Genomic DNA, 16,842 nt, shown 5'->3' on the forward strand with positions numbered 1-16,842 from the left:
CGTGACCAACGCTGAAATCGTAAACATGCCGTCGAAGCGGCTCGTGGATCAGATCCGCGAGCAGATTCTCGACCGCATTCTCACCGGTCAGATGAAACCGAATCAGGCGATTCAGGAGCGCCCGCTGTCGGTGGAACTCGGTGTTTCGCGCACGCCGTTGCGCGAAGCCTTGCGGCAGCTGGAAGGCGAGCGTTACGTGGGCCGCCGCGAAGACGGCACGCTGATCGTGCAGGGCGTGACAGTGCAGGAGATTCTCGAAGTGCTGCGCGTGCGCTCGCTGCTCGAAGCCGATGCCGCACGCGCCGCCTGCGGCCAGTTGTCCGCCGATGCGTTGCTGAGCCTGCGCCAGCGTCTGATCGCCGTGCGCGATGCGGAGCAGCCCGACATGGCGGAGCACAAGCTGATCGACGAAGAGTTGCACTCGCTGATCGCGCAGGCGGGCGGTGGACCGCTGATGCAGAACATCATCGCGGATCTGAAGCTGCGCACGCGGATGTTTTCGATGCAGCGCATTCCGTCGCGCTTCAAGCCGGTCTGCGCGGAACACCTCGCGCTGATCGATGCGCTGATCGCCGAAGACCCGCAGAAGGCCGAATCGGCGACGCAGAAGCATATCTACAACATTCGCGAAAGCATCATCCAGTGGCTGCAACGCGGTTGAAACGTAAGCCGATTTCGTATTGGTATCAGGAGTGTCGATCTTGAAGTGTCTTCTCATCCAGCCGATTCACGCCGCGGGCATTGACGTGTTGCAGCAGGCCGGCATCGAAGTGTCTCAGGCGAGCGCGGCCGACATGGTGACCGTGGCGCGCGAAATCGGCGCGATGGATGCCGTCGTCACGCGTAACGCGGGCCTCGACGGCACCGCGATGGAAGCCGCGCCGAAGCTCAAGGTGCTCGGCGTGCACGGCACGGGCTACGACCGCGTCGATGTGGCATGCGCAAAGCGTTTGAATCTGCCGATGGTGTACACGCCGTATGCGAACGTGCAGTCGGTGGCGGAGCACGCGATTGCGCAGATGATGGCGATCAGCAAGCGCATCCGCGAGGCGGACCGCGCCGTGCGTGAAGACCGCTTCGGCTATCGCTACGAGAGCGCGTTCCACGAACTCGCGGGCCGCACGCTCGCGGTGATCGGCTTCGGCAAGATCGGCAAGCGTGTCGCGGAGATCGCGAGCGCGGCGTTCCAGATGCAGGTGCGCGTGTTCAGCCCGAGCGTGCCGCGTGCGGAGATCGAAGCGACGGGGTTCAGCGTCGCAAACAGTATCGACGAAGCGATCGCGGGCGCAGATGTCGTCTCGCTGCATCAGCGCCTGACGGCGGAAACGCGCGGCGTGATCGATGCGAAACGTCTCGCCGCGATGAAGGCCGGCGCGATGCTGGTGAACACCGCACGTGGCGGTCTTGTCGATGCCGATGCGCTGATTGCGTCGCTGGACAGCGGTCACCTGATGGGCGCGGCGTTCGACGTGTTTGACCAGGAGCCGCTGCCGGCATGGCATCCGTTCATCGCGTGCGAGCGGATCGTGCTGTCGCCGCATATCGGCGGCGCGACCGGCGAAGCGATGCGCCGCACCGCCATCGAAGTGGCGAACCAGATCGTCGACGTGCTCGCCGAGCGCAAGCCGAAGTGGCTGATCAATCCCGACGTGTGGACCGCACGCGTGTGATTTTTGTTGTCTCCATCCGTACCACCGAGAAAGACCATGCTCAAACCCAACCCGCTCAAGGCGCTGTGGAAAGCCGGCAAACCGGCCTTCGGCACCTGGATCACGCTGTGCCCGCATCCCCGTGTCGTGAAGATTTTCGCGGCCGCAGGCTTCGATTTCGTGATCATCGAAATGGAACACACCGACTTCTCGTTCGAGACGGTCGGCACGCTCGCGATGCTCGCACGCGAAGCCGGTCTCACGCCGATCGTGCGCCCGCCTGGCACGATGAAGCCGCACGACCTCACGCGTCCGCTGGATGCGGGTGCGCAAGGCCTGCTGCTGCCCTCCATCGATACGGCGGAGCAGATGCGCGCCATCGTCCACGCGACGAAGTACTACCCGCTCGGCATGCGCCCGATGAACCTGCGCGGCCCGCACACGGATTACGTGACAGCGAGACCTGCCGAAATCATCGAGCACGTGAACAGCAACACGGCGCTCGTCATCATGATCGAAACGCAGCGCGCCATCGACAACCTCGATGAAATCCTCCAGGTGAGCGGTGTCGATGCGGTGATGATTGGCCCGGACGATCTCTCGCAAGACCTTGGCATTCCCGGCGAATTGCAGCATCCGAAGCTGTTCGAAGCTTATGAACGCGTTTTCGAGGTGTGCCACAAGCACGACGTGCCGTTCGGCCTGTCCGCGCAGAATCCAGACATGGCGAAGAAGTGGGTGGAGAAGGGCGCGCGCTGGATTCCGTATCAGAACGACGCCGCGATGGTGTTCAACACGGCGAGCGCAGCCGTTCCGCAACTGAAGTCGATTGGAGGCCGCAGCGATGAGCTCAAGTGACCGTCCCTTGCCGCCGGGACTCGGCGTTGCGCCGCAAGCGATTGCCGGCAAAACCATGAAAGCCGTGCAGATGTACAGCCCTTACGGCTATCGCGGCAAGATCGGTCTGATCGTGCCGTCCACCAACACGGTGATCGAGCCTGAATTCAACCGTCTGGTGCCCAAGGGCGTGTCGGTGCATTCGGCCCGCATCATGCTCCTGGGCAAGGCGACGGAAGAGTCGTACATCAAGATGGGCGAGGAAACCGGCCGCGCCGCCGCCGAACTTGGCACGGCGGAAGTGGACATGATCGCGTGGGGCTGCACGTCGGGTTCGTGCGTGGTGCCGCGGGAAGAACTGGAAGGCGCAATCGTGAAGAATGCGAATGTGCCCGCCGTCTCCACGATGACCGCCGTCTTCGAAGCGATGCAAGCGTTCGGCGCGAAGACCGTGTCGCTCGGTACGCCCTATGTGAACTTCGTCAACGAAACTGAAGTCGAGACCATCGAACGCGGCGGCGTGAAGGTGGCCGCATGGTATGGCCTCGAACTCGGCGAGACGCAGGAAGAGCGTCGCGGTATCGGGCGCGTGCCGCCGGAATCGCTGTTCCGCCTCGTGCGCTACATCGATCGCCCGGAAAGCGATCTGATCTTCCTGAGCTGCACGAATCTCGCGACCATCGACATGCTCGACGCGCTTGAGCAGCAAGTGGGCAAGCCCGTAATCTCGAGCAATCAATGCACGTTCTGGGCGAGCCTGCGCCGCCTGGGCATCAAGGATCACATCGAAGGCTACGGCAGCCTGCTGATGCGTTGATGCATCGCCGGCTGCGCTTCATGCGGTAGTGCAGCCGGCCGTCCTACCCGAAACACCTGCCTGGTGCAGCGCCTTTCGTGCCGCTGCGGGGCGTCGCTTCGCCTTTTGTTTTCTTTGCAATAAGTACAACTACACGTAATGGTAGTTGGATGATTTTTCTTTCGACGAGAAGACCGATGAAATTCAAACTGATTGGCATGGCCGCGCTGGCACTCGTATCCGGTGCCGCAAACGCACAAAGCAGCGTCACGCTGTACGGGATCATCGACGTGGGTCTGAATTACAACTCGAACGCAGGCGGCCATTCGAACTATTTCATGAGCAGCGGCGTGAACAACGGCAGCCGGTGGGGCCTGCGTGGTTCGGAAGATCTCGGCGGCGGCCTGAAAGCGGTCTTCGATGTAGAAAACGGCTTCGATGTAACGAGCGGTAAGGCCGTGCAGGGCGGTCTGGAGTTCGGCCGTCAGGCGTGGGTGGGTCTCGCGTCGAACACGTGGGGCAAGGTCACGCTGGGCCGTCAGTACGACCTCGTCGTGGATTACATCGGCCCGTTCGCGGTGGGCGATCAGGGAGGCGGCAACGTTGCGGCGCACCCGGGCGATATTGACAACCTGAACAACAACTTCCGCGTGAACAATGCGGTCAAGTACCAGTCGCCTTCGTTCGGCGGCCTTAAGTTCGGCGCATTGTATAGCCTGGGTGGCGTGGCGGGCTCGACGGGCCGCAACCAGATTTACTCGGCGGGCATTCACTACGCGTACGGTCCGCTTTCGGCCGGCGTTGCTTACCTGAACGCGAGAAACCCGAACATCAGCTTCTTCGGCAATGCATCGACGAGCACGGTGACGGCGGCCGCCGCCAACTTCAGCACGCCGATCTTCGGCGGCTATCTGTCGGCGAGCACGTATCAGAATATCGCGGCGGGCGCGATGTACAAGTTCGGCAAGATGAGCGTGAGCGGCACGTACTCGAACATCCAGTTCCGCGGTCTGGGCGACCTGAGCTCGGGCCCGAACCCGAATCACTACAGCGGCGAAGCCGTGTTCAACAACGCGGAACTCGGGATGCACTATCATCTGCGTCCGGATATCGAATTGGGTCTTGCTTACGACTACATGGCAGGCTCGCGCGTGAACTCGAACCCGGGCGCTACGTATAACCAGGTGGCGGCGAGCGCGACGTATGCGCTCTCCAGGCGCACCGTGGTGTACGCTCTGGCGACGTATCAGCACGCCAACGGCACGGACTCGAAGGGCGAACCGGCGGTCGCCGCAATCAACCTGCAGTCGGCGTCGACGTCGAACAATCAGACGTTCGTGCGCGTGGGTCTGCGTACGAAGTTTTGATCGCATCAAACTGGCTAGTGGCCGGATCGTCCAAAGCAGGACGATCCGGCCTGTTCATCTGACTTAGGCGGAATGCATGATGCGTAGCGCTTTTCACATGGCTTATCACGTGCGCGACCTGAGCGGCGCGCGTGCGTTTTACGGCGACCTGCTCGGTTGTGAGGAAGGCCGAAGCACCGACACGTGGGTCGATTTTGATTTCTTCGGCCATCAGATCTCGCTGCATCTGGGCGAGCCGTTTCCGGTCAGCAACACGGGCCGCGTGGGCGACCACATGGTGCCGATGCCGCATCTCGGCCTCGTGCTCGACATGCCCGACTGGCGCGCGCTCGCCGACCGCCTGACGGCGGGCGGGCTGGACTTCGTGATCGCGCCGACACTTCGCTTCGAAGGACAGCCCGGCGAGCAGGCGACGATGTTCTTCCTCGATCCGAGCGGCAACCCGATCGAAGTGAAGGGCTTCAGGGACCTCGATAAGGTCTACTCGAAGCAGTAATTGCCTTTGCAAACCGAAATCCATCGAAGTTCTGGTCAGCATCTGAAGGGCTGGTTTAGCTCTGAGAGCTGTCGTCAATGCCATGACAATCTGATCGGCTGCATGGGGCCGAGGAGTGTGAGTTTGCTAATGCAGAAAGCTGCCGTTGCAGCCTGACACTGCCGAGATTTACGATCAGACGCCCATCACCGAGTCTCATCGATCGTTGCAAATGCGTGTGTCCACAGAGAATCAATGTCGCGTTGGCATTGCCAGCGCGGCTTTCGACCTCATCGACCGTCGCCACCCGGCAACCGTGTTCCGTCACGGTTTCGAGGAACAAGCACGCCGACGTTGCTCGTATGGATGCCTATAGTACTGACAAGCTCAAGTACCTCTGTCAGCTGCTATCGAGTCGCGCCAAATTTAAGCGCAGGCTCCAGATGATTTGCTACGCCTGGCGAATATAGCTGCGTAGCACAAAGGTCAGCCGCTAATGCGAGGAAAGAGCGAACTTTTTCGTCGAGGTGCTTCTTCCGGTGCGGCACGGCGGAAAATTGCAAGTATGCGTCGACAAAACCTGCGTCGAGGCGCAACATGCTCTCCCATGCCGCGTTCCAAAACCCATGCACGCTCACGAATTCTGCCTTAACGTGCTGCGGATCACATCGAACGATTACCTGCCGCTCAACGCGTTTGACGAGGCTGACGGCAGCGTTATTCTCGACCTTCTGACGTACGAGGATGCGTCGCTGATCCGGGAGGGGATGCTGCGGCACGTTGCGCGCGACCGGCATGCCAGACCTGACGCCGACCTTGCAGCGTATGCGCATCCCCAAGGGACGCGCAGCGTTCGAGCTCGCCCCGGTATCGAATGATGCACGCTTCGAGTTTCCTTCTGTCAACTATGGCCGGGTGAACGGGACAATGCACCGCTACGTGTGGGACACGGACCGCAAAACGCGTGATACGTGTCGACGCCGTAAGCGGTGCGACGATCTCGAACGCGATCGCGGGCGTTGCGCCCGGCGAACCGGTTTTCATTAGCCGACCGTCCGGTACCGAGGAGGACGACGGGTCCTGCTAACCGTCGGCAGTGGAACCGCAGGCCGGCATAGCGAGCTGACAGTGTGGGATGCCGGACGCTTGATGTGCTGGCGCGCGCGAGCGTACCGGTCTCGATCCCGCTCGGCTTTCACGGCAGTTTTCAGATGGCGGCTGACCGGCCCCGGAAGACTTGCCGGTGTTCGGGTTCAGTCCGGGATACGACAGAGTACTGCTTTCCCAGGTTGCCCCGGTACCCGCAGCTTCGGATGCCTGCCGACGATAGCAGGCATCGAACAATCCACTAAGAGTACGGTAGTTCGCCGTCGGACCGGGTGGCCACTAGCTGCCGTTTGCATTGGCCGACGGTCGGTCATTAAACCGTCCGTTCCTCTGCAGAAATCCGACGGCCAAACTTCCGACATTAAGAATCTTCGTCACGCCGGCTATCGATCTGCGGATCAACCGGTCGATATGTCGGGAGGTTCAAGCTGCGCACACCGATCGCGCGAAGCGGCGCCCTCAACGCAGTTTTCTCCGCTCATCGAGGCCGCACCGGTGACATCCGTCGCGATGCCCATTCGCTATCGGCCGATGCCGCATTCGGATCAGAACGCATCGATACGAGCGCCTATAATCCGTCCCATATAGCAGGTACAACAACGAAGACGACGGAGACAACAAAGTGGAACTCAAGTATTGCACGCTTCTCAAGCACCTGACGACGGCGTTCGCATTGTGTATCACGTCGGGCAGTGCTGCATTTGCGCAAAGCCCGGTCACGATCGGCTTTGTCACTCATTCGCAGGGTGATGCGTTTATCCAGCAGATCATCGACGGCGCACAATCAGCCGCTAAAGATCTCGGCGTCAATCTGAAAGTTGCGCAGCAATCGGGCAGTGCGCCGGACGCACAGCTGAAGCTGGTTCAGAACATCGTCAACGCAGGCGCCGCGGGCGTGGCCACTTCGGTGCCCGGCGAATCGATGACGCGCGGGCTGAATGACATCATTGCCGCGGGTATTCCGATGGTGCAGTACAACCTGATCGGCGAATCGGTGAAAGCGCCTTATGTCGGCGAGCGGTCGACGGAGAGCGGACGCATCCTCGGACGCATGGTGCTCGACAAGTTGGGCGGGAAGTCCGCCAAGGGCAAAGTCGTAATTGGAAATTGCTTCCCAGGCCTCGCATCGCTCGAAAATCGCGCTAAAGGCGTAGAGGAATCCCTAAAATCTGCGCCCGGCATTCAGGTCCTCGGGCCCTACGATGTTAAGGTCAGCGCGGTCGAAAACTACAATCATTGGGAACAGCTGCACGCGGCCAACCCGGATGCGGTCGCGATGATCGGCCTATGCGCGCCCGATGTCGCGAGCCTCGGCAAACTAAATGCTGCAACCGGAGACAAGTTCATTGCCGCCGGTTATGACCTCACGGAGCAGAACCTCAAGGCGATCAAGGACGGACATGCGTACGTCACGCTCGGCCAAAGCGCTTACGTGCAAGGCTATTTACCGGTCGCGTTGCTCGTCAACGCGATTCGCAACAAGACTCGACTGCAGCCGGGCTTCCTCAACGCGGGCACGCAAGTCGTCACCGCGCAAAGCGTCGATATGGGCAATGGGTTGCCGAAGTTGACGTTTGCGCAGCTGCAGGCGATGTCGGCATCGCCGTCGGCTACCGCCGATTATTACAAGGCATGGGCCAAAAGCGTGGACGGTGCTGGCGTGGTAAGCCGCATTCAGCCGATCACAATGGAAGGGAAGTGAGTCCATGCGAAGCGACGCTGCATCGGTATCCGGCGTGCGTGAGCGTGCGCTCCATGAGACCAGCATGCCTCTCGTAAGCGTGCGCCATCTCGGCAAGCGATACGGTGGCGTAGTTGCGCTCAGGGATATGAGCCTCGAAGTCATGCCCGGCACAGTGCACGCTGTAGTAGGCGAAAACGGCGCGGGCAAGTCCACGCTGATGAAAGTGCTCGCAGGCGCGGTGCGCCAGGATAGCGGCGAGATCGCCTTCGAAGGGCAGCCAGCTACGATCGGTTCACCAAACGAGGCGCGTGCATTGGGCATCGGCATCGTCAATCAGGAACTCAGCCTGTTTCCGGAACGCTCGGTGCTGGCCAATCTGTTTGCGAATCGAGAGCCGCGGCGCTTCGGTCTCGTTTCACCACGCACGATGGAAGCGCTGAGCCGTGAACTGCTCGAGCAGCTCGGCTTGCAGGTGGATGTGCATGGACCAGTCGCCGATCTTTCGATCGGCGAACAGCAACTCGTGGAACTGAGCCGTGTACTGCTGGAAAAGCCGCGTCTATTAATTCTCGACGAGCCGAACTCGGCTCTCAACGAACGCGAAACGGCGCGGCTCTTCACGATCCTCAAGCGGCTTCGCGAGCAGGGTATGACCATGCTGTATGTGTCGCACCGGCTCGAAGAGGTATTCGATATCTCCGACACTATCACGATCACCCGCAACGGCGCCGACGTAGCGACGAAACCGCGCGCCGATCTGACGATTCCGGAAGTGATCGAAGGGATGATCGGCACGCAGCAGCAGGCACTGTTTCCGCCGCCTTCGCCGCCGCAGCCCGGCCTCGTTCCGCGTCGGCTCGACGTGCGCGGCCTGCGTGGATTCGAGCTGAAGGACATTTCGTTTAGCGCGCAGTCCGGTGAAATCGTCGGCTTTGCGGGCCTCGAAGGCGCCGGCGTCGCGACGCTATTCGGGATGCTGTTCGGCACGCGACGCGCGCAATCGGGCGACGTCTTGTTTCCCGATCAACGTGCGCTGCCGCGTTCGCCCACGCAAGCGGCGCGCCGCGGTATCTGTCTCGTGCCTGCAGACCGGCGTCACCACGGACTGATGCTCGACAAGAGCATTCTGTTCAACATGAGCCACGTGGCAGTCGGCGCGCTTTCCAGCGGCTCCGCATGGTTCGGCATCGGCGCAGCACGCTTTCGCGCGCAACGCCAGGTTGATCAGCTACGCATCAAGACCGGTTCCGATGAAGCGCTGGCGGGCGAGCTGTCTGGAGGCAACCAGCAAAAAATCGTCATCGGCAAGTGGCTCGAAACGAACCCCGACGTAATCATTCTTGAAGATCCGACACGCGGTGTCGACGTGGGCGCCAAGCGCGAGATCTATGAGCTGATCCGACGAATGTCCGCTGCGGGCAAGATCGTGCTGTTCAATTCGACCGAACTTACTGAGCTAATAGGCCTGTGCGATCGTATTTTTGTACTGTATCGCGGTCGTCTCGCGGGCGAGCTATCGCGAGCAGAGATCGACGACAAGGCGCTGCTGCATCTCATCAATACTGGCACACTCGCCGAGGACGCGAGCGCGCATTCGACGCGAACGGAGCGTCCGTCCCACTGACAACGCCCGGAGGGCGAGTGAGGTTAGAGCATGCTTGATCTCAACGGGAAAATCGCAGTGGTGACCGGCGCGAGCCGAGGCCTGGGACGGCGCGTGGCGTTACGGCTCGCACGGCACGGCGCGCGCGTGGCGCTGGTTGCGCGTAATGCAAGCGCGCTTGAAGAAGTGCGCCTGCACATGTCCAGCAAAGACGCGGCAAACGCGCTGTGTGTTCCGGTCGATCTGGCCGAGCCGGACGCGGTGGCGCAGATGAAGGAGGACATCGGGGCGCGCCTTGGCATGCCGTCGATACTTGTCAACGCAGCGGGGATTTTTGGGCCGATCGACTTGATCAAGGACGGCGATCCGCGTGCCTGGATCGAGACGATCACGGTCAACGCGGTCAGCCCCTATCTGACGTGCAGGGCGTTTGTGGGCGGGATGATCGCCCAAGGCTGGGGACGCATTATCAATGTCACCTCGGCGGCGGCGCTGCATGAACCGGGGCCCGTCAACAGTGCCTATGCAACCAGCAAGGCGGCGCTCAACCAGATGACGCGGCATCTCGCTGCGGAACTCGCCGGTACCGGCGTGACGGCCAACGTCATCCACCCCGGCGACGTCAAAACCGATATGTGGGCGGAGATCAAGTCGGCCTCCGAGCGGCTCGGAAGCGTCGCCGACGCCTACGTGAAGTGGGCGCAGTGGGTCGAGACGACGGGCGGCGACGATCCGGAGAAGGCTGCAGATCTCGTGGCCGATCTGGTGAGCGACGCCGCGGCGACGATAAACGGTCGCTTCCTTTGGATCAAGGACGGACTCCAAGCGCCGGTACCCAGTTGGAACGAACCCGTCGAAGTGCAACCGTGGCGCAAATGAACCGTATCGCGACATAACTGACCGGCTGTGTTCGCAGCGCGCAGAATGAGCCACCCTATCAGGCAAAAAGCAATGGAGACTGGCGACCGATGAACGCCGACAAATCGCAAAGCGAACCCGCGGTCGCGGTGACCGTTCGAGCATCACGGCGTCGCCTTGGGCTGCCGGACGAACTCGGTATCGTGGCAGCATTGATTTTGCTCGTCGTACTGATCGGCGTTGCGCGGCCACGCTTCATTAACCCGTTCAATCTGTTGACGATTCTTGGCAACACCACGTTTCAAGGCCTGCTTTCGCTGGGCATGGTGTTTCTGCTCGCAATTCGCGAGATCGATCTGTCGGTCGGGTGGATGTTCAATTTCTCGGCGGTGTTTTCTGCGACACTGATGGTATCCGGCTGGAATCCATGGGTCGCGGCGCTGTGCGGGATCGGCTTCGGTGCAATGCTTGGACTCGTCAACGGCACACTGTCGGTCGGATTGAGGCTCCCGTCGATCATCGTCACGCTCGGCACGTATTCGATGTTTCAAGGGTTGTCGCTGGTGGTTAACAAGGGGCGGGCCGTGGTGCCGTCCGATACGTCCAGCGCATTCTTCTCAATCGTATCAGCCAAGGTGTTCAACGTCGTGCCCGTGGTTGCCGTTGTATTCGTAGCGATCGCGATTCTGTTACACGTCGTGCTGAGACGAACGCGGTTCGGCTATCGTGTGCAGGCAGTCGGGAGCAATCCAGACGCAGCGCGACTCGCCGGGATTCCGCTCGGCTGGGTACGTTTGCAGACTCTCGTGCTAATGGGCGCCATTGCCGGGCTCTCTGGCGCAATGTACGTGGGTTTTCGCGGCGCAATCGATCCAAACGAGGGCTCGGATTTCGCGCTGATTGTGATCGCGGCGGTGATCGTCGGCGGCACGCCGCTATCGGGCGGCGCTGGCACCGTCATCGGAGCGGTGATCGGCATGCTCATCATTCAGGTGATCAGTAGCGGCATCGTGTTTTTCGGCATCGATGCGACATGGAGCACATTCGTTACCGGCGCGGTCATTGTGCTCGCGGTGGCGCTGGATCAGTTGGTGAAGTTTCAGCGCAAGCGCAGCAGGGTGAGGGCGAAGCAGCAATAGCTCACGCTTTACCGGATAACCGTTCCACATTGAGACTTACAGTGAACGAAGTCGGAACGACCGAGAAGATCTGCCTGCCATCATTCGATTAACGAGCACTGTTCATCTCGAACCTTGCAACCCGGGGTGTTCGGCAGCGGCCACTGTCTATGGCATCGTGAAAATGCCGTTCATCTTTGCAATTACGCCTGCTGTTTCGGGCTATCCGACGCTTCGTTTCTGAACCTTTGTTGACGGGTCGACGGATGCTTACCATTTTTCGTTTCGGCTGACTAATTTTCTGCCGGTTTGTCCCGAACGTCCCCGTTTAGGCGCAATGATGGGGCCGCGCCGAGAACGGAGAAGATCGTTGTTCAAGAATTCTGATTACCGGTGCTTCGTGGTTGCGCCGCAAAGCTGGGCCTTCTCAATCCCCCGACGCCGGCATGGCACCCGTCGATTCGCTTTTGGTATCGGCCTATCGCCAAATCGGATTGTCGGCGCATCAAGGCAGCTTTATATTGGTTCGACACAAGCCCACAAACCTGCGGGGTGCGCCTCGGAAACGAAGGGCGAAGGAGACACAGGCATGGAACAGTCGGACGGTGGAAAGCACGCCTTTATCACGGGCAAGGTGATGCGTCGCCTCCTGCCATTTTTGCTACTGATGTACGTACTCGCATTCCTGGACCGCGCCAACATCGGCTTCGCACAGAAAGCGCTCCAACAGGACACTGGTCTATCAGATACCGCTTTCGCGTTTGGTGCAGGCGTTTTTTTTGTAGGCTATGCGCTGCTCGAAGTGCCAAGCAATCTAATTTTGCATCGCGTCGGCGCCAGGCTATGGATGTGCCGGATCATGGTAAGTTGGGGAGTGATCTCCGCGGCCATGGCGTTCGCGCATTCCGCAAGCGCGTTTTACGTCTTGCGGTTCGCTCTGGGTGCCGCTGAAGCGGGTTTTTTCCCAGGGATCATCTATTACCTTACGCGCTGGTTTCCTCAGTCATCGCGAGCAAGGGCGCTGGGCGTGTTTTACTTTGGTGCGCCGCTCGCCTTCATTTTCGGCAGTCCGCTCTCGGGCCTGCTGCTTGATCTGCACGGCAAGCTTGGCTTCGCGGGTTGGCAGTGGCTCTTTCTGGTCGAAGGAGGTCTTGCTTCGCTGGTAGGCATATGCGCCTTCTGGTATCTCGACGACGAGCCGAGCCGTGCAAAGTGGCTATCACACGACGAGCGGACCTTCTTGACAACGCGTATCGAGAAGGACGCGGTGAACGCTACAGCGCATGGTCCGAAGAGCGTACTTTCTGCGCTCGTCGACTCACGCGTGTTGGGCCTCTCGCTGATCTACTTTCTGATTCAGGCCTCGGTGTATGGCGTAATCTTCTATCTGCCGCAGCAGGTGTCCGCGCTGCTCGGTACGAAAGTCGGCCTGAAGGTGGGTATCGTCACCGCGATTCCGTGGTTTTGTGCACTCGCGGCCACGTGGTTTTTCCCGCGCTATGCGGAACGTACAGGCTCACATCGAGGCATGGCAATCGTGCTCCTCGTCGCAGCAGGCTTCGGCATTGCGATCTCCGGCATCGCCAGCCAGCCCGTGGTTTCCCTGATTGCGCTGTGCATCGCCGCAAGCAGCTTCATCGCTGCGCAACCGCTCTTCTGGACCTTTCCGACTCGTCGTCTTGCGGGCGCAGCCGCGGCAGCCGGAATCGCATTGATCAATTCGCTCGGCAGCCTTGGAGGCTTTTTCGCGCCGATGGCGCGCAACGCCGCCGAACAGGCGTTCGCGTCGCATAGCGCGGGGTTGGTCTTGCTGGGAACCGCAAGCCTGCTCGCGGCGCTCGCCATCTTCATCCTGGTCAGAAGCTCCAGCGTCGTCGACTATGCAGGCGCCACCGCGACAAAGGGATCCTGATGACAAGTTCACACCTGCGACAAATTCGAGCGACACTCAAGGAGGACACTTCATGTCAATGCCAACCATCCGCCAGGTTCGCGCCTTCACGGTCCGCGGAGCCGGCGCCGACTATCACGATCAAGCCGAGGGCCACTGGATTGACGATCACATCTCGACGCCCATGGCGCGATACCCGGAGTATCGCCAAAGCCGTCAGTCCTTTGGGATCAACGTGCTGGGAACGCTGGTCGTCGAAATCGAGGCAAGCGATGGCACCGTCGGCTTTGCAGTGACGACTGGCGGCGAAATCGGGGCGTTCATCGTCGAAAAACACCTGGCGCGATTCATTGAAGGTCAGCGTGTGACTGACATCGAGAAGATCTGGGATCAGATGTACTTCTCGACGCTTTACTACGGCCGTAAGGGCATCGTGCTCAATACGATTTCGGGCGTTGATCTCGCGCTGTGGGATCTGCTCGCGAAAGTGCGCAAGGAACCGGTGCATGCGCTTTTAGGCGGCCCCGTGCGGGATGAACTCCAGTTCTATATGACCGGCGCTCGACCTGACTTTGCAAAGGAACAAGGATTCATCGGTGGCAAGCTTCCGCTGCATCACGGTCCAGCGGAAGGCAGAGAGGGAATGAGAAAGAATCTCGAGCTCCTCGCTGATATGCGCTCCAAGTGCGGCCCGGACTTCTGGCTCATGTACGACTGCTGGATGAGCCTGGACGTCGAATACGCGACCCGCTTTGCAACCACTGCTTACAACGAGTTTGGCTTGAAGTGGATCGAGGAGGCTCTTCCTCCAGACGATTACTGGGGATACGCCGAACTGCGCAAGAATGTGCCGCGCGGGATGCTTGTCACCACGGGCGAACACGAAGCAACCCGATGGGGTTTCCGCATGCTGTTCGAAATGGACTGCTGCGACATCGTTCAGCCCGACGTTGGATGGTGCGGCGGCATCACTGAGCTAATCAAAATCTCGGCACTGGCCGATGCGCATGGCAAGCTCGTTGTCCCTCACGGATCGTCGGTTTACAGCTACCACTTTGTCATCACGCGACACAATAGTCCCTTCGCGGAGTTCCTCAATATGTCGCCTGGCGCTGACAAGATCGTCCCAATGTTCGATCCGCAATTGCTCGACGAACCGGTGCCTGTGAATGGTCGAATGAAGGCATCTGCACTCGACGCCCCCGGCTTCGGAGTTCGACTGAATCCGGATTGCGCGCTGGCCCGTCCATACACTCACTGACCCTGCCTCGAGGTGAACGCCATGCTTCTCGAAGGAAAAGTTGTAATTGTGACTGGGGGCTCGCGCGGCATCGGTCAGGCAATCGCCGTCGCTTGCGCGAAAGAAGGCGCTAACGTCGCTATTAATTACTGGGGCGACAACGATAAGTCCTACGGAAGGCTCTCGGCCGTCGAGGAAGTGCTGGCTGACATCGAAGGGCTCGGTCGACGCGCGATCGCCGTGGAAGGTAACGTGGCCGAACCTGCTACGGGTGTCGAACTCGTGAGCCGCACGGTCGAGGCGTTAGGGCGTGTCGATGTTCTTGCGAGCAATGCGGGAATTTGTCCCTTCCATGCGTTCCTTGACATGCCGCCATCGGTCTACGAGAGGACGGTCGCCGTCAACCTGAACGGCGCGTTCTACGTAACGCAGGCCGCTGCAAATCAGATGAAAGCGCAGGGCACTGGCGGCTCCATCGTCGCGACGAGTTCCATTAGCGCCCTCGTCGGGGGCGGCATGCAGACGCACTACACGCCAACCAAGGCGGGCGTGCATTCGCTGATGCAGTCGTGCGCCATCGCACTCGGACCCTATGGCATTCGATGCAACTCGGTCATGCCCGGCACGATTGCGACGGATCTGAACGCCGAAGACCTCGCCGACGAGGAGAAGCGAACATATATGGAAAAGCGCATCCCGCTGGGCCGACTAGGCGCGCCCGACGACGTCGCGCAGTGCGTGGTGTTCCTGGCGTCCGATCGCGCACGCTATGTCACGGGTGCGTCGCTTCTCGTTGACGGGGGACTGTTCGTGAACCTCCAGTAACGGTCGCCGCCGAGTATTTGCGCAAGAGCGCAATGAAGTACTCGGCCGGTTCGGCGAGCGGCTCTTCCTTTCGGCGTAAAAGGCCAAACCCCGCCAGGCTCTTGCCGATCTCGAGCGGCAACTGGACGAGGATCTTCGCGCGCAGATAATCGCGAACCACGGACTCGGGCAGCATCGCGACCGCATCGCTGTTCTGCAGGAGCTGCAGCGTCGCGAAAATCGACGCGCACTCGACCACGTTCGCGGGAGTCGCAAGACCAGCATTGGCCAGCTCCTCCTCGAAGAGGTTGCGGGCGGGACTCGTAATCGGCTGCAAGATCCAGGGCCACGGCATTAACGCGTCAAGGCTCACGGTCTCGGCACGCAAAAGCGGGTGCGAGGCGCGCACGACGAGGCGCATGGTCTCACGGGCGAGCGGCTCGAAGTCGAGATCGTTATGCAAAAGCGGGTTAGTGAGGCGCCCAAGCGCGACGTCCACTTCGCGGCGATGTAAAAGCTGCACGACCTGGTCGCTCGTCTCTCCGAGGATGCGCACGTTGAGCAACGGCCGCTCCACTTTCATTTCAGCAACGGCCATCGCGAGTACATCGGGTGCAGCGCCCATGATCGCGCCGACGGTAAGCTGGCCATGGCCGCCGCGGCGCTTGATCTCCAGATCGGCCGCGAAACGGGTGAGTTCGGAAAGTGATCGGCGCGCGTAGGCGACGATGGTGGCGCCCAGTGCGGTGGGCTGCATGCCGCGTGCATTCCGTTCGAAGAGGGCGAAACCGAATGCCTCTTCAATGTCAGACAGCATGCGACTTGCACTGGGTTGTGCAATGTGCACCTCCGCAGCGGCCTGATGCAGATTGCGCGCGTCGTCGAGCGCGACTAGCAAGGCGAGATGCCTGAATTTCAGGCGGTTGACGAGGGCGAGCTGACCACAGGTCGAGTCCATTTTTCCGCGTCCTTCGTGCGATGCAATAACGTGATCGGCCGATTAAAAATGCGGATTGTTGTGTTATCAGATGCGGATTATAGTCAATCCAACGAGGTTCCGGCAGAGAGCCCTCACGACAACATTAAGAGGTCGTCGCAATGGAGACAATCGCGTTTCGCATGACGCTCAAGTCCGGCATGGGCCCGGAATATGAACGGCGTCACCACGAAATCTGGCCTGAACTTGCCAATGCGCTGCGCGCAGCCGGCATCCACGACTACTGGATCTTTCTCGACGAAGCAAGCGGCGCACTTTTCGCGACGTTGAAGCGCGATACCGCACACTCGATGGACCAATTGCCGTCGCTTCCGATCATGCGCAAGTGGTGGGACTACATGGCGGACCTGATGGACACGCAGGCTGACCATTCACCCGTCGTGACACCGCTCGCTCCCATGTTTCATCTTCCCTGA

16 protein-coding genes and 1 pseudogene are annotated in these 16,842 nt (G+C 60.5%); 15 read left to right on the plus strand and 2 right to left on the minus strand.

Annotated features, from left to right (window positions below; genetic code table 11):
* Nucleotide 1 precedes the first annotated feature (1 nt).
* The 6 genes from CIC12_RS20045 to CIC12_RS20070 all read left to right on the plus strand — a co-directional run bounded on the left by CIC12_RS20045 (nucleotide 2) and on the right by CIC12_RS20070 (nucleotide 5,145).
* Nucleotides 2-661, plus strand: a complete 660-nt coding sequence (locus CIC12_RS20045; RefSeq protein WP_168666246.1) for an FCD domain-containing protein — start codon at nucleotides 2-4, stop codon at nucleotides 659-661.
* 40 nt (nucleotides 662-701) lie between these two features.
* A complete protein-coding gene (locus CIC12_RS20050) occupies nucleotides 702-1,670 on the plus strand; it encodes a hydroxyacid dehydrogenase (protein WP_168666248.1) in 969 nt (322 codons plus the stop codon).
* Between the two features lie 36 nt (nucleotides 1,671-1,706).
* Entirely contained in the window at nucleotides 1,707-2,507 is an 801-nt protein-coding gene (locus tag CIC12_RS20055; protein WP_168666250.1) for an HpcH/HpaI aldolase family protein, read from the plus strand.
* Nucleotides 2,494-3,303, plus strand: coding sequence for a maleate cis-trans isomerase family protein (locus CIC12_RS20060; protein WP_238812730.1), 810 nt, complete (start codon nucleotides 2,494-2,496; stop codon nucleotides 3,301-3,303). The genes CIC12_RS20055 and CIC12_RS20060 overlap by 14 nt, the downstream gene beginning before the upstream one ends.
* Nucleotides 3,304-3,479: 176 nt before the next feature.
* Entirely contained in the window at nucleotides 3,480-4,649 is a 1,170-nt protein-coding gene (locus CIC12_RS20065) for a porin (RefSeq protein ID WP_168666252.1), read from the plus strand.
* Nucleotides 4,650-4,728: 79 nt separating this feature from the next.
* Nucleotides 4,729-5,145: a VOC family protein gene (locus tag CIC12_RS20070; RefSeq protein WP_168666361.1), complete on the plus strand. Its 417-nt coding sequence runs from the start codon at nucleotides 4,729-4,731 to the stop codon at nucleotides 5,143-5,145.
* A gap of 145 nt (nucleotides 5,146-5,290) precedes the next feature.
* Here the strand turns inward: CIC12_RS20070 and CIC12_RS33250 are convergent.
* Nucleotides 5,291-5,801 (minus strand): annotated as a pseudogene (locus CIC12_RS33250) (hypothetical protein); the annotation flags it as partial.
* On the opposite strand from CIC12_RS33250, the gene CIC12_RS20085 reads away from it, so the two are divergent.
* The 8 genes from CIC12_RS20085 to CIC12_RS20120 all read left to right on the plus strand — a co-directional run bounded on the left by CIC12_RS20085 (nucleotide 5,751) and on the right by CIC12_RS20120 (nucleotide 15,450).
* On the plus strand, nucleotides 5,751-6,002 hold the full coding sequence (locus CIC12_RS20085; RefSeq protein ID WP_168666126.1) for a hypothetical protein: 252 nt from the start codon (nucleotides 5,751-5,753) through the stop codon (nucleotides 6,000-6,002). The pseudogene CIC12_RS33250 and the gene CIC12_RS20085 sit on opposite strands and share 51 nt — an antisense overlap.
* Before the next feature lie 851 nt (nucleotides 6,003-6,853).
* Nucleotides 6,854-7,933, plus strand: coding sequence for a substrate-binding domain-containing protein (locus tag CIC12_RS20090; protein WP_168666254.1), 1,080 nt, complete (start codon nucleotides 6,854-6,856; stop codon nucleotides 7,931-7,933).
* 64 nt (nucleotides 7,934-7,997) lie between these two features.
* The gene (locus CIC12_RS20095; RefSeq protein ID WP_168666256.1) at nucleotides 7,998-9,539 is read left to right on the plus strand and encodes a sugar ABC transporter ATP-binding protein; all 1,542 of its coding nucleotides are present in this window, start codon (nucleotides 7,998-8,000) and stop codon (nucleotides 9,537-9,539) included.
* A gap of 30 nt (nucleotides 9,540-9,569) precedes the next feature.
* Entirely contained in the window at nucleotides 9,570-10,397 is an 828-nt protein-coding gene (locus CIC12_RS20100; RefSeq protein WP_168666258.1) for an SDR family NAD(P)-dependent oxidoreductase, read from the plus strand.
* 89 nt (nucleotides 10,398-10,486) lie between these two features.
* The gene (locus CIC12_RS20105; RefSeq protein ID WP_168666260.1) at nucleotides 10,487-11,515 is read left to right on the plus strand and encodes an ABC transporter permease; all 1,029 of its coding nucleotides are present in this window, start codon (nucleotides 10,487-10,489) and stop codon (nucleotides 11,513-11,515) included.
* Between the two features lie 568 nt (nucleotides 11,516-12,083).
* The gene (locus CIC12_RS20110) at nucleotides 12,084-13,406 is read left to right on the plus strand and encodes an MFS transporter (RefSeq protein WP_168666261.1); all 1,323 of its coding nucleotides are present in this window, start codon (nucleotides 12,084-12,086) and stop codon (nucleotides 13,404-13,406) included.
* Nucleotides 13,407-13,458: 52 nt separating this feature from the next.
* Nucleotides 13,459-14,646, plus strand: coding sequence for an L-rhamnonate dehydratase (gene rhmD, locus CIC12_RS20115; protein WP_168666263.1), 1,188 nt, complete (start codon nucleotides 13,459-13,461; stop codon nucleotides 14,644-14,646).
* 21 nt (nucleotides 14,647-14,667) lie between these two features.
* On the plus strand, nucleotides 14,668-15,450 hold the full coding sequence (locus tag CIC12_RS20120; protein WP_168666265.1) for an SDR family NAD(P)-dependent oxidoreductase: 783 nt from the start codon (nucleotides 14,668-14,670) through the stop codon (nucleotides 15,448-15,450).
* Here CIC12_RS20120 and CIC12_RS20125 read toward each other — a convergent pair.
* Entirely contained in the window at nucleotides 15,398-16,387 is a 990-nt protein-coding gene (locus tag CIC12_RS20125; protein WP_168666267.1) for a LysR family transcriptional regulator, read from the minus strand. The two genes, CIC12_RS20120 and CIC12_RS20125, sit on opposite strands and share 53 nt — an antisense overlap.
* A gap of 140 nt (nucleotides 16,388-16,527) precedes the next feature.
* On the opposite strand from CIC12_RS20125, the gene CIC12_RS20130 reads away from it, so the two are divergent.
* Nucleotides 16,528-16,842 carry an L-rhamnose mutarotase gene (locus tag CIC12_RS20130; RefSeq protein WP_168666269.1) on the plus strand — a complete coding sequence of 105 codons (315 nt, stop codon included), beginning with the start codon at nucleotides 16,528-16,530 and terminating at the stop codon, nucleotides 16,840-16,842.

Source organism: Paraburkholderia sp. SG-MS1 (genome assembly GCF_012275575.1).
Taxonomy (GTDB): Bacteria; Pseudomonadota; Gammaproteobacteria; order Burkholderiales; family Burkholderiaceae; genus Paraburkholderia.

Bases quoted from the DNA above. Each gene is read 5' to 3' on its own strand.
- CIC12_RS20055 (WP_168666250.1), top strand. From the start codon at position 1,707: ATGCTCAAACCCAACCCGCTCAAGGCGCTGTGGAAAGCCGGCAAACCG.
- CIC12_RS20060 (WP_238812730.1), top strand. From the start codon at position 2,494: ATGAGCTCAAGTGACCGTCCCTTGCCGCCGGGACTCGGCGTTGCGCCG.
- CIC12_RS20065 (WP_168666252.1), top strand. From the start codon at position 3,480: ATGAAATTCAAACTGATTGGCATGGCCGCGCTGGCACTCGTATCCGGT.
- CIC12_RS20070 (WP_168666361.1), top strand. From the start codon at position 4,729: ATGCGTAGCGCTTTTCACATGGCTTATCACGTGCGCGACCTGAGCGGC.
- CIC12_RS20085 (WP_168666126.1), top strand. From the start codon at position 5,751: ATGCACGCTCACGAATTCTGCCTTAACGTGCTGCGGATCACATCGAAC.
- CIC12_RS20095 (WP_168666256.1), top strand. From the start codon at position 7,998: ATGCCTCTCGTAAGCGTGCGCCATCTCGGCAAGCGATACGGTGGCGTA.
- CIC12_RS20100 (WP_168666258.1), top strand. From the start codon at position 9,570: ATGCTTGATCTCAACGGGAAAATCGCAGTGGTGACCGGCGCGAGCCGA.
- CIC12_RS20105 (WP_168666260.1), top strand. From the start codon at position 10,487: ATGAACGCCGACAAATCGCAAAGCGAACCCGCGGTCGCGGTGACCGTT.
- CIC12_RS20110 (WP_168666261.1), top strand. From the start codon at position 12,084: ATGGAACAGTCGGACGGTGGAAAGCACGCCTTTATCACGGGCAAGGTG.
- rhmD (WP_168666263.1), top strand. From the start codon at position 13,459: ATGTCAATGCCAACCATCCGCCAGGTTCGCGCCTTCACGGTCCGCGGA.
- CIC12_RS20120 (WP_168666265.1), top strand. From the start codon at position 14,668: ATGCTTCTCGAAGGAAAAGTTGTAATTGTGACTGGGGGCTCGCGCGGC.
- CIC12_RS20125 (WP_168666267.1), bottom strand. From the start codon at position 16,387: ATGGACTCGACCTGTGGTCAGCTCGCCCTCGTCAACCGCCTGAAATTC.
- CIC12_RS20130 (WP_168666269.1), top strand. From the start codon at position 16,528: ATGGAGACAATCGCGTTTCGCATGACGCTCAAGTCCGGCATGGGCCCG.